The 16,192-nt window shown below is 34.6% G+C and carries 8 protein-coding genes; 2 read left to right on the forward strand and 6 right to left on the reverse strand.

Translation table 11 applies throughout. From position 1 onward, the window contains the following. Positions 1–12 precede the first annotated feature (12 nt). The 5 genes from Q0972_RS01520 to uvrA form a co-directional block, all read right to left on the reverse strand. Positions 13–2,424 (reverse strand): thiamine pyrophosphate-dependent enzyme, encoded by a 2,412-nt coding sequence (locus Q0972_RS01520; protein ID WP_299361708.1) that lies wholly within the window; start codon positions 2,422–2,424, stop codon positions 13–15. Between the two features lie 155 nt (positions 2,425–2,579). Then, the gene (locus Q0972_RS01525; protein WP_299361710.1) at positions 2,580–5,402 is read right to left on the reverse strand and encodes a metalloprotease; all 2,823 of its coding nucleotides are present in this window, start codon (positions 5,400–5,402) and stop codon (positions 2,580–2,582) included. A 32-nt stretch (positions 5,403–5,434) separates the two neighbouring features. Further along, complete coding sequence (locus tag Q0972_RS01530; RefSeq protein WP_299361711.1) at positions 5,435–6,709, reverse strand: hypothetical protein; 1,275 nt, start codon at positions 6,707–6,709, stop codon at positions 5,435–5,437. Between the two features lie 26 nt (positions 6,710–6,735). Next, on the reverse strand, positions 6,736–7,422 hold the full coding sequence (locus Q0972_RS01535; protein WP_299361713.1) for a TIGR00730 family Rossman fold protein: 687 nt from the start codon (positions 7,420–7,422) through the stop codon (positions 6,736–6,738). 57 nt (positions 7,423–7,479) lie between these two features. Continuing rightward, entirely contained in the window at positions 7,480–10,308 is a 2,829-nt protein-coding gene (uvrA, locus tag Q0972_RS01540) for an excinuclease ABC subunit UvrA (protein WP_299361715.1), read from the reverse strand. Between the two features lie 206 nt (positions 10,309–10,514). Here uvrA and Q0972_RS01545 point away from each other — a divergent pair, with 206 nt between their 5' ends. Then, a complete protein-coding gene (locus tag Q0972_RS01545; protein WP_299361717.1) occupies positions 10,515–10,814 on the forward strand; it encodes a DUF2188 domain-containing protein in 300 nt (99 codons plus the stop codon). On the opposite strand, the gene Q0972_RS01550 is transcribed toward Q0972_RS01545, so the two are convergent. Continuing rightward, on the reverse strand, positions 10,815–12,224 hold the full coding sequence (locus Q0972_RS01550) for an alpha/beta fold hydrolase (RefSeq protein WP_299361719.1): 1,410 nt from the start codon (positions 12,222–12,224) through the stop codon (positions 10,815–10,817). A 199-nt stretch (positions 12,225–12,423) separates the two neighbouring features. Between Q0972_RS01550 and Q0972_RS01555 the strand changes: the two genes are divergently transcribed. Beyond that, the gene (locus Q0972_RS01555) at positions 12,424–16,182 is read left to right on the forward strand and encodes a tetratricopeptide repeat protein (RefSeq protein ID WP_299361721.1); all 3,759 of its coding nucleotides are present in this window, start codon (positions 12,424–12,426) and stop codon (positions 16,180–16,182) included. Positions 16,183–16,192: the final 10 nt, after the last annotated feature.

The raw sequence follows: 16,192 nt of genomic DNA on the forward strand, positions 1-16,192 counted from the left end.
TTGAATATGTTTTTATCTCAATCTAGGAAAGTCATTTGGACTCATTTCGTGCATCACCTCGTAAACGGCTTCAAAAATATCTTCAATAGAAGGTTTTGAAAAATAATCGCCATCAGATCCATAGGCAGGTCGATGAGGTTTGGCTGCCAATGTTTTGGGTTGGCTATCTAAATATTGAAATGCGTTTTGTTCGTTCAAAATTTGATCCAAGATATAAGCAGAAGCCCCACCTTTAACATCTTCATCAATAACCATAACACGATTAGTTTTGGCTATACTTTTTACGATATCGTGATTTAAATCAAAAGGTAATAAGGATTGTACATCAATAATTTCTGCATCAATACCTACTTCGAGTAATTCCTTAGCGGCTTGTTCTACCAGTCTCAATGTAGAACCATAGGATACTAGGGTAATATCGTCTCCTTCCTTAATGGTTTCTACAACTCCAATAGGTGTTTTAAACTCACCGATATTGCTTGGCATTTTTTCTTTTAAACGATAGCCGTTTAAGCATTCAACGATTAAAGCTGGCTCATCACTTTCCATAAGCGTGTTGTAAAATCCAGCGGCTTTGGTCATGTTTCTTGGCACGAGAACATTGATACCTCGAATAAGGTTTAGTATGCCACCCATTTGCGATCCTGAATGCCAAATACCTTCTAAGCGATGGCCACGTGTTCTAACAATCAATGGTGCTTTTTGGCGTCCAACGGTTCTGTACTGTATTGTGGCCAAATCATCACTCATAATTTGAAGCGCATAAAGCAAATAATCCAAATACTGAATCTCGGCAATAGGTCTTAGACCTCGCATAGCCATACCAATACCTTGCCCAACAATAGTAGCCTCTCTAATACCCGTATCGGAAACTCTGAGTTCTCCAAATTTTTCCTGCAATCCTTCTAATCCTTGATTCACATCTCCGATGTATCCTGCATCTTCACCAAAAACTAAAGCTTTAGGGTATTTATTAAAAATAGCTTCAAAATTATCCCTTAATACGATTCTACCATCAACTTCTACAGTATTAGAATCGTATGTTGGTAATATTTCTTGATGATTTAAAACTTTTAAATCAGATTCGCTGTATAGATGTGAGCTGTATTTAGGTTGAATGGTCTCTATGTAATTATTGATCCAGCTTTGAAGCGCCAATTTCTCTGGTGTATCTTCTAAAACTAGATAGCGTAAAGCTTTACGTGCTGAAGATAAAATATCTTTCCTTAGGGGTTCGTCGATATGCTCTAAGTCACTTTTTAATTTATTGATGAATGCACTGTTTGCGCTTGATGCTGCTGCATTTTCTAACAGTGAAATAACGTTTTGTTTTTCTGATAGAATAGGTTTCAAGAATTTAGCCCAAGCATTTTTCTTGCCATCTCTTACAGCTTTTTTTATCTCTTTCTCTAAAGACGTAAGTTCTTCATCTGTCGCAATATTATTAGCAATCATCCATTTACGCATTTGTGCGTTACAATCATACTCAGCTTCCCACGCCAATCGAGATTGGTCTTTGTAACGTTCGTGAGAGCCTGAGGTAGAATGCCCTTGTGGCTGTGTCAACTCCTGCACGTGAATCATAATAGGAATATGCTCCTTTCGTGATATTTGTGCTGCACGTTGGTAAGTATCGATCAATTCGGCGTAATTCCAACCATTGACTCTAAATATCTCATAGCCTTTATAGTTCTTATCTCGTTGAAGACCTTTTAGAATTTCAGAAATATTTTCTTTGGTGGTTTGATGTTTGGCATGTACCGAAATTCCGTATTCATCATCCCAAATACTTATAATCATTGGTACTTGTAATACGCCTGCTGCATTTATGGTTTCAAAAAACAGGCCTTCACTGGTACTCGCATTTCCTATAGTTCCCCAAGCAATTTCGTTGCCGCTTCTTGAGAAGTTAGTGGTGTCGATGCCTTTTACATTTCTGTATATTTTTGATGCTTGCGCCAGTCCTAGCAATCTTGGCATTTGTCCTGCAGTAGGTGAGATGTCTGAGCTAGAATTTTTTTGCTCTGTTAGATTCTTCCAGTTTCCATCTTCATCTAGGCTATGGGTTGCAAAATGACCACCCATTTGTCGTCCAGCAGACATAGGCTCTTCCTTGAGATCTGTATTGGCGTAAAGACCAGCAAAAAACTGTTCGATAGTCAATTCACCAATGGCCATCATAAAGGTTTGGTCTCGATAATAACCAGATCTAAAATCACCATTTTCAAAGGCTTTAGCCCAAGCGATCTGTGGCACTTCTTTTCCATCACCAAAAATACCAAACTTGGCTTTGCCTGTTAAAACTTCCCTACGACCCAACAGACTGCATTCTCGACTCGTTATGGCAAGTTTATAATCATTCACAACTTCTGCCTTAAAATCTTCAAATGTTATTTCTGTTTTTGTATCTGGGTTTGTTTTCATTAGGGTGAATTTTTTGGAACTACAAAGGTACTAAATCGCTAGGTTATATACAATAGCTGGAATTGTTATAATATTGAAATATTCTCAGTAAATGATCTTTTAATTAAACAAATAATTAAAATTATTTAAAAAATTAACATTTAAGTAAGAATATGTCAATACCACTTACGTCTGAATAAGCCTAAAAGCACTTGAGGATCGACAGTAATTATAAATCGAATACGTTCTTCGTAATTGGGCTCTGCAATTTCCCAACCAAGACTAGAATATACAGGAAAGTAAAGTTCGAAAAAGTCTTCTACAAGGTTAAGTCTTATACCAGAATCATATACAAATTTTGCACTATTAAACCTGTTTTTAACCAAACCTATATCTCCATAAGCTTGTATATATCTCCAAATGGAGGTACTAAAGTTAGCTGTGGTCATCCATTGGTTCGCAAATGCAGCATTTAATTCATCCAATTGCGATTTAAAACCACCCTCCGCAATAATAATTTGTTGACTAAATATTCCAGCATCCTCTGATCGTCCCAGATAATTGAAATCAAACAAATAATCTTGAGGTCTGTCCAAAGCGAAACTAAAGAAATCTGAGGTTGGGTCGGTATTGTTCTTCAAAAAGAATCCCGCAAATAATCTTAAGTTAATGTTTCGATTACTTTTTGTCAGTCTTCTAAACTCGTAATTAAAAGATAGTTTGCTAAAGTTACTAGCAACTTGAAAATCTGTACTAAAGCTTGAAAAATTAATTATACCAGGATTAAAACGCGTATATCTTAAGTTAAAAACACCATAGTCGGGTTCTTCATCTTCAATTTCTATGACTGCGTTTTCACCAATATCCCTATTTATACTCAAGTATCTTGCAGTGATATTATCTATACGGTCAGCTCTAAAATCATCATCATTTCTAAATCTAAAAGTTAAAGAGGGATTTATTCTGGTAAAAAAGGCATCTTCTGCAAAAGACTGATAACCAGCAGATATACCATAAGTAATATCGAATAAGTTTTTGTTTTCGATGTTATGGGTATAAAATATAGAAGTAGAGCCGGTTAGTGATCTTGATCTTGTAGCATATTGTGGTGAGAATCTATAATTTAGGCGTTTTCTTAATATGGTCTTGTTATAAATTTTTGTACCTAAGGTTAGACCGTCGTATATATTTCTAAACTCCACCAAAGGCATAAAAAACACTTGATTATAGTATGGGTCTTCTATATCCTTGAATAGCCTAAATTGTAAAGGTTTATTATTTAAGATAGATCCATTTACGGATTTATAATTATCCCGTTGGTTGAATTCTGGAATCACATTGTAATAGTCCAATACAAACTTATCAGTACTGTCTTTAGGCAAACTTATGGTTTTTGTCCCTTTTATGTTTTCAACCCATTGCATCCCTGTAATGGAATCATCTTTTACTTTGAATAAAGAAATAGGCATAGAATTATTACGCTTATTCTTTATGGTTACTCTTATGGAGTCTTCTGTAGTTTCTACTTTTTTAATCTTAAAATCTATCTTTTTCCTAGTGCCTACATAATCGGTGAAAAACCAGTCGACATTTTTATTGGTTTTTGAGTTTAGATACGATTCAAAATCAGATATACTTACGGATTTCAATTTATAAGCTTCTAGAAACTCAGTAACAGTTTCGGATAAATTGATATCATCAGTAAATTTATCCAAATAGTTTAAGCCAACACCAGCTTTATATTTTCCGGCAATATTGGCATTGAATTTAAGCAAGGAGTCCTTAGACATGCTCAACGGTTGATCTCTGTTTTTTCTTGCCAATTCCATCGAATATAAGAAGTACTGAAAGTTAAAGTCTAGGTCTGCTGCGTGAAATGCTCTTATGCCCCAAATATCTGCCAAAGTTCCAAGTAATTTCATGTCTGGGTAATATTCCTCTACATACTTGATCATAAAATATATTTGAAGCCCCTCGCTTAGCCAATGTTCTTTTCTAGGGTTGAGAAGAAGAATATTGTTTATATACTTTTTTAGTGCCGTTTTTAATAGCTTTAATTCATATTGAAATGCGTCTGGAAATGGTCGTAAAAAATCCGGAAGTTGGTTAAGTCCGTAAAGTGGATTTTTGTTATAGTCTATTCTTGAGATCAATAAGCGTTGGTGAGGGTATTCTCCAAGGTTTTCAGCTAAAAAACGTCCTATTTTATCTGTAAGAATGGCTTTGTCTTTACCTGACAATCCTTTTTCGTTAATGTTTGAGATAACTATGAGGTCATCCGTTTGCACAAATCCAAATAAAGGGAATTTTAGCAGTGAAAGATAAGTATCAACTCTATCTTTACCATAATAAACTGTAGTTTGTGTCTTACTCTTTACATCTGGTGTTGCAGAGATTAAATTTAACTCCGAAGTTGGACGGTAATTAATAGGGTGCTTAATAGTAATGGCTACATCAGCTTTTGGCACAAAGAGGTCGTCGAGGTTTTTGTTACTATAATAGTTCCATTTGCCATTATAGACTGCAGGGGTAATATACCAATGTTTTAACTCAAAATCTTTATTTCTTGTATAACCATAATCCGTAAATGTAGCATCTGGCAGTACAATAGCGTAGCTTAATTTAATATTGTATGCCTCTCCTGGATGAATTGGTTTTGGTGGTATCACTTTAATAACATCTTGATGATCTTCCAGATATTCAAATTTGAGTTCAATATCTGTTGTACTATCATTTATAGATGTTATGAGTGTAAATCCACGCTGCTCACTACTGGCTAAATGAAATTTAGTGCTGAATTCTTCTTCGAAGCGTTTCGCAAGTGGTGTGGATTTTGAAGAATAGCTATTGTTCCAGTCGTGCAGATAAATTTCATCTAGAGTATCACCAGTCTCATTTTTATAGGTAATAGTCTGGAAAATAGAAATGGTCTTTGTCTCAACATCAACGTTGGCATTGATATCAATTTTGTTTTGGGCAGCAGTTATATTGCAAACCAAGACTAAAATATATGATATGAAAAATCGTTTGATCAATTTGTTATTACAAATTTTAAAGATTTAGTGTTGGACTCATGAAAACCAATAAAGTAAATACCGTTGCTTAGGTTATTTGCGCTAAACACTTGCCTTTGGTCAGAATTTGTCTGAAAATATCCTACGGCTTGACCAAATGTATTGTAAATGCCAAAAGACTTATTAAAGTATTTAGGAGAATTGATATAAACAACCAATTCGTTGTTTACTATAGAACTTTCTAGTCTTATGTTTTCTACTATTTCGCTGTTGTTTGAAAGTGATAGGGTAACATCTGCTTCTAACGAAAGGGTAACTGGTAAATGATCACTAAAATTATGCAAGGCATCCCTTATTGCAAATGAATAAGGCGAGCTAGGTATGGCGCAATCTGAAGAGTTTATAGCTCTGTTATAACAAGACGACAAGCCATTGTTACCATATGCTTGATAAGAATTATCTACATAAGTAATATTAGCTGTACTCAACATATTTTCTGAAGTTAGGATAAAATCGAAGCGATCATCAAATCCTCCAGCAGCACCACCTAGGTCTGACATTGTCCTGGTTGATTGTGTAAAGACATCTACAAAATTTGGATTATTGCTCCAGTTTCCAACACGATCTACTGGGTCTGCAAAAGTGATATTGTTGGTGTCTTGTAAAAGGAGCTGAAAAGCTGGTTCATTACCAGTATAAAGGTTGAGATCGCCTCCCAATAGTATATTGGTGTCTGCGGGAAGTGTATCGAGATAATTGTCTAATTCTACAACCATATTAAAACGTTGTAGTTCATCTTCGGGATCATTATTTGCTTTTAGATGACAAACAATCACATATAGCTCAACTGGATTTGTGTTCTGGTCGATAGTATTCAACAAGAGCTTGTAAATATTAAAATCCCTCAGATCTGTAGGTACGATAATTTCGTCTTCAAGAACAAATTTGGTACTGTCGTAATATAATAAATTCTGAAGACTATTCTGGTCACCTGAGAAATCGTCAGAAGTATTTGAAACGTAGGTTGCCATTTCAAAGTCTAAATTTATTGCTGTTCTTGTTATATCAAGAACATTGTTGGCACCTGTAATGTCATTAAGTTCACAAGCTAAGAACAAATCGGGTTGGTAGTCTGACAGTATGAATTCTAGGTCATCCTCTCGATTTGGGACAGCATCATTTTCTGGGTAATTAAGTAAATTATAGAACATCACCTTAAAGGTTTCCTGTGCTGAAACTTTCAATAAGGTACATGCAGTAATTATAAAAAAACCGAGTATTTTCTTTTTCATAGCTTAAAATACAACGTTTATCTTCTCTAAAAATTTGGACTAAGCCCATATTCTTTATAAAAACTATTTAGAATATCAATGACCTCATCAGAGGTGTCGACTACATGAAATAGATCTAAATCTTTTGGGCTAATGTTACCTGCTTCAAGTAATGTTGTTTTTACCCAATCAAATAAACCACCCCAAAAATCTTTTCCGACTAAAATAATAGGGAAGGTCTCTATTTTATGAGTTTGAATAAGTGTCATCGCTTCAAAAAGCTCGTCTAAAGTGCCAAAACCGCCTGGCATAACCACGAATCCTTGAGAATACTTTACGAACATTACCTTACGCACAAAGAAATAATCGAAATCTAAACTTTTATCCTTGTCGATGTAAGGGTTGTCATGCTGTTCAAATGGCAATTCAATATTAAGTCCAACTGAAGTTCCACCTGCTATATGTGCACCCTTGTTACCAGCTTCCATAATACCCGGACCACCACCAGTAATGACGCCATAACCATGTTCAACAATTTTTTTTGCTACATCTACAGCCAGTTGATAATATTTGTCATCTGGTTTTGTACGGGCAGAACCGAATACAGATACACAAGGCCCAATTTTACTGAGCTTTTCGTATCCATTTACAAATTCTCCCATTATTTTAAAAATCGCCCATGAGTCGTTTGTCTTTATTTCATTCCATCCTTTATGTTTGCTTTCTTTTCTCATAATCGATTATACTTTTTAATGTTTGTGATCTCTTAGCTAAACTTGCCTAATATACTATTATTTCAATTCCCGCATTAAAAATTTAGCTGTATAGCTTTTTTTGTCTTTTATAATTTGTTCAGGGGTTCCTTTAGCAACGACTTGGCCACCGCCTTTGCCACCTTCGTAACCAATGTCTATAATATGATCAACGGTTTTAATAACATCTAGATTGTGTTCTATAATTAAAACTGTATTGCCTTTGTCTACTAACTTATTGAGTACTTTCATTAAAACCCTGATATCTTCAAAATGTAAGCCAGTTGTAGGCTCGTCTAGTATGTAAAGTGTATTGCCTGTGTCGCGTTTACTCAATTCAGCAGCCAGTTTTATACGTTGTGCCTCGCCGCCAGAAAGTGTGGTGCTTTGTTGTCCTAGAGTAATGTAGCCTAGTCCGACATCTTCTATGGTTTTAAGCTTTCTATAAATTTTCGGTATATGCTCAAAGAAACTTACCGCTTCCTCTATGGTCATGTCTAAAACATCGCTAATGGACTTACCTTTATAGCGTATTTCTAATGTCTCTCTATTAAAGCGTTTGCCTTGGCAGGTTTCGCATTCTACATAGACATCTGGTAAAAAGTTCATTTCAATAACCCGTAAACCGCCACCTTGACATGTTTCGCAACGACCGCCAGCTACATTAAAGCTAAAACGGCCTGGTTTGTACCCGCGAATCATAGCTTCGGGAATCTGTGCAAATAATTTTCGTATTTCATCGAAGGTTTTGGTGTACGTAGCTGGATTGCTACGTGGCGTTCTACCTATGGGTGATTGATTAATATCAATCACTTTATCAATATGCTCTAATCCTTTTATAGTCTTATAAGGCATAGGCTTTTTTACACCATTGAAATAGTGTGCATTGAGTATTGGGTATAAGGTTTCATTAATTAAGGTAGATTTACCACTTCCTGAAACTCCTGTTACTCCAATCATTTTTCCCAACGGGAATTCCACATCTATATTTTTAAGGTTGTTGCCTGTACAACCTTTAAGTACTATTTTTTTACCGTTGCCTTTGCGTCGGATTTTAGGGACTTCGATCTCTTTTTTACCGTTAAGATATTCGGCCGTTAAGGTATTGTGTAAACGCAATTCATCAGGTGTACCTTCACTTATAATTTCTCCACCATGCTTTCCTGCAAATGGACCAATATCAATCACGTGGTCGGCACGTTCTATCATATCTTTGTCATGCTCTACTACTATTACGGAATTCCCGACATCTCTGAGTGATGAGAGCGAATTGATCAGCTTTTCGTTGTCACGTTGGTGTAGACCTATACTTGGCTCGTCTAAAATATAAAGTACTCCGACTAGTTGAGAACCAATTTGTGTAGCCAAACGGATGCGTTGCGCTTCGCCACCGGAAAGCGACTTAGAACTTCTATTCAGCGAAAGATAAGTAAGACCTACATCCAGCAAAAACCGCACGCGGTTTTTTATTTCTTTAATGATTTCTGCGGATATTTTTTGTTGTTTTTCTGAAAGCCTATCACTGAGTCCTTCCAACCAATCAGCCAACTCTAAAATATCCATTTTTACTATATCGGCAATGTTCTTACCATCTACTTTAAAGTAAAGCGACTCTTTTTTAAGCCTTGAACCTTCACAGACTGGACATTCTATTTTGTCCATATATTCCTTGGCCCAGCGCACTAAGGATGTAGAATTAGATTTATACTGGTTATCTATAAAGTTGGCAACACCCTCAAAATCTATATTGTAGTCCCTGGTGACACCCAGTAGTTTGCTCTCAACTGTAAATTTGTCTTTTCCGCCATAAAGAATCATTTGCTTAGCGTCATCCGGAATATCTTTCCAAGGATCATTCAGCGAGAAATCAAAGCGTTGTGCTATGGTTTGAAACTGTTTAAAAATCCAACTTTTCTTTTCAGGGCCATGTGGTGCTAAAGCACCATTTTTTATAGAAATTGTTTCGTCTGGTACTAGTTTTTTCTCATTTACAACATGTAATTCTCCAATACCATTGCAATTAGGGCAGGCTCCTTTTGGTGAATTAAATGAGAAGTTGTTAGGCTCGGGATTAGGATATGAAATCCCTGAGGATGGACACATAAGATTACGACTGAAGTAACGTGGCTCATTGGAATCTTGATCGATAATCATAAGTACATCATCTCCATGATACATTGCTGTATTTATAGATTCCATTAATCGTTTTTCATTGTCTTTAGACTTGTCGACCTTCAAACGATCTATTACAATCTCAATGTCGTGTGTTTTGTAGCGGTCTAGCTTCATCCCTTTTTCGAGGTCCACAATTTCACCATCGGTCCGTACTTTTACAAAGCCTTGTTTTGCAATCTGTTCAAATAATTCGCGATAGTGGCCTTTACGAGAGCGTATTACTGGCGATAAAATATTGATACGCTTATCATTGAACGAATCTAAGATTAAATCCTTGATTTGCTCATCACTATAACTCACCATTTTTTCGCCTGTTTCATAACTGTAGGCATCTGCAGCTCTAGCAAACAGCAAGCGTAAAAAATCATAAATTTCTGTTATGGTACCTACAGTTGAACGCGGTGATTTACTTGTGGTTTTCTGCTCGATGGCGATTACAGGTGACAACCCATCAATTTTATCTACATCTGGTCGTTCTAAACTGCCTAGAAATTGTCGAGCATATGCCGAAAATGTTTCAATATATCGGCGTTGTCCCTCTGCATAAATGGTATCAAAGGCTAAAGACGATTTTCCACTACCAGAGAGGCCTGTTATCACCACAAGTTTTTCTCTTGGAATTGTAACATCAATGTTCTTTAGGTTATGAACACGTGCTCCTTTTACTTCAATGGATTCGTCAAAGTAACTCATAAACAGATAGCTTTTCTATAGATTTATAGCAAAGTTGCAAAGTTACGATTTTAGATGTTAAATTGTTGTGAAGGTTTAGTGTGAATATTTTTATTGGGAGTATAGCTAAAACAAAAAGTGTATTATAAACTTATGGCTAGCTTTAAGTTTTTATATCAAAAAAAATTAATTTTTATTTTTATGATTGAAACATCCTTAACTAACTGATGTCTAAGCAAAATACTTTAGTTGATGCCGTTCAAAAGCTTATCGAGGCTATACTTGTAGCCTTAGGTTATCGTAACGCCAAAAAGCGCACGTGGCATCAGCATGTGGTACCTTATGAATATGGTTGGGCGGTGCGCAGAGAAGGTAATAAACGCATTACTTCAAAACACCGTAAGCAGAGTACAGCGATACGCAAAGCCAAAACCTTAGCTAAGTGCTATAAATCAGATGTGATTATCCATAGAGAAGCTGGTGGTATACGTGATCGAATAAGTTATAAAGATGAAACAGGTCTTTAATTAATCCCAATTAAATTTAGTGTTAGCTCGGGCACAATTTCCATTTAATTCGGCTTTGGGATTATCCAAGAACTGCTTGGCTAGACTAAAAAAGCAAGTATTTATTGGAACATGCCCATCATTGGAAAAAATAACATGCTGTCCTAATCGCAACCGTTTGGCAGCTGTATCGCCATTGCTTGGTGGTGTTACAGGATCGTACTCACCGCTAATCAGTAAAGTTGGTATATTGGATTTTACGGGCTGCATAGGATTGGACTCTACATTAACACTTGGCCAAATCTTAATCACTTCGGGATCCGCAGAAAATAAGCTTAATCCTGTATCCGCAAATAGCAAATCTCTACTATCTTTATTGAGTTTAGCTTGGTTATTAAAGCGACCCTCATCTGCAGTCATAATGGAATAATACACCGCAAGATTAATCAAGGTGAGTCTAGGCAAAAAACTGTTGATGGTACCGGCAATATATTTCTTGTCTCTATTTTTAAGTGCTAAAATAAACTTAGGAAGCGCTTCAATTGTACTATCCTTGTAAAGCATTTGGTGAATAAAGAGTAAGATATCCTGTTGATTTAAAACAAAGTTAGTGCCGTTAAGAAAAATTTGAATGGGTTTGGCTTTAAGACTACTGTAAAACTTTAAAAATTCAGTTTTTAAGTTAGGATAATTTGTATTGCACTTGCTGTTTTTAGCACAATCGCTAAACATCTTGTTAAATGAATGGCTGAAGCTCGAAAACAAATGATCGTACATACGTATTTCTGGCGGAAACAATCCCGAGAGGATAGCGCTTCTTACATGATTAGGGTAAAGCTCCATGTATTTTAACCCTAATCGTGTACCATAAGAACCGCCAAACAAATTCAACTGCTTGTAGCCCAAGTGTTGTCGTAATGCTTCTAAGTCTTTAGCATTAGTTGCAGTACTAAACTGTCGGGGATCAGTTTTTAAATAGTCCGTACAAGATTGTACACGTTTTTTAAGTTCAGCAATTTCTTCTTCAATATTTAAGTCCAAAGCCATAATCTCTAAGAGTTGTAGATTGAGGTCAGGGCATAGTTCTTCAGAGAACCCAACGCCACGTTGGTCATATAGAATAAAATCGCGATCAGAATCTAAATTAATTTGACTATAAATGTTCGCCAAATCTAATACGTTCCCACCAGGACCACCTTGTAGAAACACAACGGGATCATCCTTTCGATTTTTACTTTGCGAACGGATTACTAAATAGCCCAACGATGTGGTTTCATCCGTTTCGATGTCCCAATTCCTCGGGACTTCTACAAAACCGCATCGGTCTTCTGATTGAAGGTTGCTGTATGGCAAGGCACATGCCTGTCTTGCTTGCGATTCACAATTAGTAAGCGTTATCAGTATAAAGGCAATGAGAAATAAATGGCGCATAATTTTGATTGATTTTGGTAATGTAAATTAGGTAAAAATTAAAGACGGCCCTTTAGAATTAACAAAACTATAATTTTTGAGTACGGTTAGCTTAACTGTTTTCTAACCTCAATTCTTATCAAGGTAATTTTGCTTTTTTATTTTTTTTCCCTTTAATTTGAAATGCTTCAAAGACATAATTCCTTAAACAGGTTTTAACATGAATAAGAATTTACTTTTTTCACTTTTATTTTTTTTCTCTTTTTTAGTTGTAAATGCCCAAAGCTTAGATGATATCTGGGATAGCTTACTTCAAAACAAGCGAAACCATGCACTTAACTTAGTTAGTGAGCTTAATGATAATGATGACATTGAGTCAATCATTTTAAGGAAAATCATTAAAACTGAAAATGGACAATTAAAGTTTGATATTAACTTTGTCAAGTCCATTATTAGTTCTAAAAACTTTGAATATTATCTTTTTGCCCTATGGAATGAACCTTATTTTTTTAATGATTATTTTGAGAATGGGTTTGCAACAGAACATTCAGAGATTTTTGAAAGTATTGACTTCTCTAAAGTTGAAAATACTACACTAATTGGAGCTATAACTTATTTGAACGGTATAGTTAAAAGACATAATAGAGATTGGGATACGTTTAATGATAAAATAAGATCAATAAACTCAATTAAAGACTGGGAGTATTGTGGTGTTTTTGAGAACCTAAATATGAGCGGAATCGATATTGTATATCCGCCTGAAAATGAACCAAACTTAGAGGTTTTGTTTGATGCACAAAGCAATGGAAAAACTCAATGGTATAAGAATAGATATACATCGGAGCTCTATAATATATTTTCTAACCATCAAGAGTTTGGGAATGGTGTACATTATGCTCAGACGTTTATAGATTCCGAAGAGGATCAGACTGTTTTTTTAAAACTTGGCAAGTCAGGTTTAGTAAAGGTTTGGCTCAATGATCGTTTAATCATTGAGAAAGGTGAAAGGTATGTAACTGAAATGGATGCATATACATACAAGGTAAAACTTCAAAAAGGAGTTAATCGCATATTGGTAAAAATAGCATCGAATTCTGATTTTCCCTATTTTATTCTAAGGTTAGAGAATTTGGATGGAAGTCCAGTGAACAATATAAAAACGACATTTAAAAATCGAAAGTATAGAAAGGACACTAGCAATGATATTTTATTGGAGGAAGAGAAACATTTTGCAGAAGCTTATTTCGAAAATAGGTTAGCTACAAACTCTGGGAGTGAATTCTTAAACAGGTTGTGTCTTTTTAAGACCTATCTACGGAATGGTAAATTGGAGGAAGCTTATAGTGTAGTTGAAGATTTGAACAAAGTATATCCTAACAGTAGTTTTTTGAAAGCGTTAATGATATCATATTACAACAAGTTAGGAGATGATGCTTCGATTTCTAAACTCAAAGAGAATTTAATCCGAAGAGATCCTAATTATTATATTTCATTATTATACACATATGAGGACTTTGATGAGTTGATGAAACTGGATATGCAAGAGTACAAATCTAAGCTAAACCAATTAGGAAATGCTGTAGATGTATCTTACATAAAGACAATGTCAGAGGTATTAATAGATTTGAGGGAAAATGATTTTGTTAGTCTTAGGACAGGTCTGGATAACTTAATCTCAAATAAAAATTTGCCTTCATCAATTCACGCAACTTTTTCAGAGTTTTATTCACAGTTATTTAATGATGACAATACTACGATAAAAACTTTGGAGACCTTCAACGATAAATATTTTAATTGGGAAGTCGCCACATATCTTGCTTATTATTATTCAAAGCAGAACAGAACGGAAGACGCTTTGAGTGTTTACACGCAAGTTTTAAAAAACTTTGATCAAGATAACAATTATCATTATAAAATAGTCGAGATTCTTCACGAAACAATGCAATTTGAGAGGTCTTTGCCTTTTATTGAGAAGGCTCTTGAGAATTTTCCCGAATCATTTTTGTTTTCAGAATTAAAAGGAGCCGCATATTTACAATTAAATAAAAAGGCAGAAGCCATTGAGCTTTACAAGGAATCACTATCAAAGAATCCTTCAAATAGGGCTTTAAGAAGTAAGATTAACGATTTATCCAATTGGGTAAATCCTTTAAGTGCCTTTGAGATTGATAATTTTTATACTTATATAGATGAAAATAGAGGTATTATTAAATCTAACAATTACGGACTCAATACAATTCTAAGTCAAAGTAATATATTGGGATACCAAAACGGCGGAGGTGAATATAAGTCAACCTTTATTTACGAAATTACTTCTCAAAATGGGGTTAATATTTTTAAGGAGTACGATCTTGGCCTAAGTGGAGATTATTTAATTGCTAAAGCGGAAATAATTAAGAAAAATGGAGATATTGTTCCTGCTGATACAAATGGGTCAGTTTTGGTTTTCGACCAGTTAGAAATAAGTGATGTAATTCTTATTAATTATAGTTCGAGTTATAGCACTTATGGACGTTTTTACAAAGATCATATTTTGAGACATAATTTTAGCGGTTATCACCCTACAATGTTCCATATATATCGTTTTATTTCTAAGAAAAAGAAAATTAATTTTACTATAACAGGTGGTAAAGTTGACTATAGCAATAAAAAAGTAGGTGATTATTATGTTCATCAGTGGCAAGAAAAAAACACAGAGCCACTACCAATAAAAGAAGACTATATGCCTAGTTTTTCGGATATAGTCTCCAGACTGCATATTAGTTCAATAGATTCTTGGAATGAAATTGCTAATTGGTATTCGGATTTGGTTAGAAATCAATTAAGAAAAGATAATGTCGTTAAAAACGAGTACAAAAAATTATTCCCAGATGGGCATGAGCATTTGAGTGAAGAGGCTAGAGCAAGGGTGATCTATTATTATATCATGGATAACTATAATTATAGTTATGTAAATTTTAGACAGAGTGGTTATGTTCCTCAAAAACCAGCTAATATCATAAAATCTAAACTAGGGGATTGTAAAGATTTATCTTCATTATTTCTAGTCCTTGCTCAAATGGCAGATTTAAAATCAAATCTTGTATTGATTTTGACTTCTGGTTATGGAAAAAATAATCTTGTAAAGCCCAGTACGGATTTTAATCACTGTATAGTAAAGGTAAAGTTGGATGGAGATGATTTTTATCTAGAACTGACAGATAAGAATCTACCATTTAAATCTTTACCTATGTCTTTACGAAACGCAACGGCATTAGATATTCCTTTCCAGATTCCATTAAATTCTAGGAATGATTTATACTATTTAACCGCTGCAAATCGAGAAAAGGCCCATTTTCTAAGTGAATACAAAATGTATATAACAGACTCCGTTGCTAACTTAGACTTAAAATACAATGTAAAAGGCCATTTAGCTTCTTACTATATTAAAATGCAAGAGGAGAAGAAGGATGACTTACTTAAAGAAACTGTTTTTAAAGAAATTTCTGATAGAAGTTCCGAAGCTATTGAATTGAATGAAATCAAAGATGTTAAAAATATTAGGTCAAATGGCTCAATAAGTTATCATGTGGGGTTAAGCTTAGATTTGGAAGTCAACCAAATAGGTGACTATTATACGTTTAAAGTACCAAAATTTTTGCATCCATATAATGAAAGCATAATAGAATTAAAATCAAGAAATTATCCAATCGATTACAAACAATATGAGAATTCGGATTTTTATGACGAGAAAATTGAAATTCTTTTGCCAAGTGGATTCAAATTTGTTGAAATCCCAAAGCCTAAAAAATATAAATACAAAAACCATGCATTCTCAATTGATTATAAACTTTTAGATCAAGATAAATTAAATGTCAATATTGTATCTAAAGTGAATACAGAAGATATTAGCCAAAATGAATATTTAGAGTTTAAATCATATGTTAAAAGCGTTCTTGATACAAAAGAAACACTCATTAAATATAAAAGGATCAACTAGAATAATTAAT

The organism is Winogradskyella sp. (assembly GCF_028282165.1).
GTDB lineage: Bacteria > Bacteroidota > Bacteroidia > Flavobacteriales > Flavobacteriaceae > Winogradskyella.

Coding starts and splice junctions, on each gene's coding strand:
- Q0972_RS01520 (WP_299361708.1), bottom strand. CDS start 2,424: ATGAAAACAAACCCAGATACAAAAACAGAAATAACATTTGAAGATTTT.
- Q0972_RS01530 (WP_299361711.1), bottom strand. CDS start 6,709: ATGAAAAAGAAAATACTCGGTTTTTTTATAATTACTGCATGTACCTTA.
- Q0972_RS01535 (WP_299361713.1), bottom strand. CDS start 7,422: ATGAGAAAAGAAAGCAAACATAAAGGATGGAATGAAATAAAGACAAAC.
- uvrA (WP_299361715.1), bottom strand. CDS start 10,308: ATGAGTTACTTTGACGAATCCATTGAAGTAAAAGGAGCACGTGTTCAT.
- Q0972_RS01545 (WP_299361717.1), top strand. CDS start 10,515: ATGTCTAAGCAAAATACTTTAGTTGATGCCGTTCAAAAGCTTATCGAG.
- Q0972_RS01550 (WP_299361719.1), bottom strand. CDS start 12,224: ATGCGCCATTTATTTCTCATTGCCTTTATACTGATAACGCTTACTAAT.
- Q0972_RS01555 (WP_299361721.1), top strand. CDS start 12,424: ATGAATAAGAATTTACTTTTTTCACTTTTATTTTTTTTCTCTTTTTTA.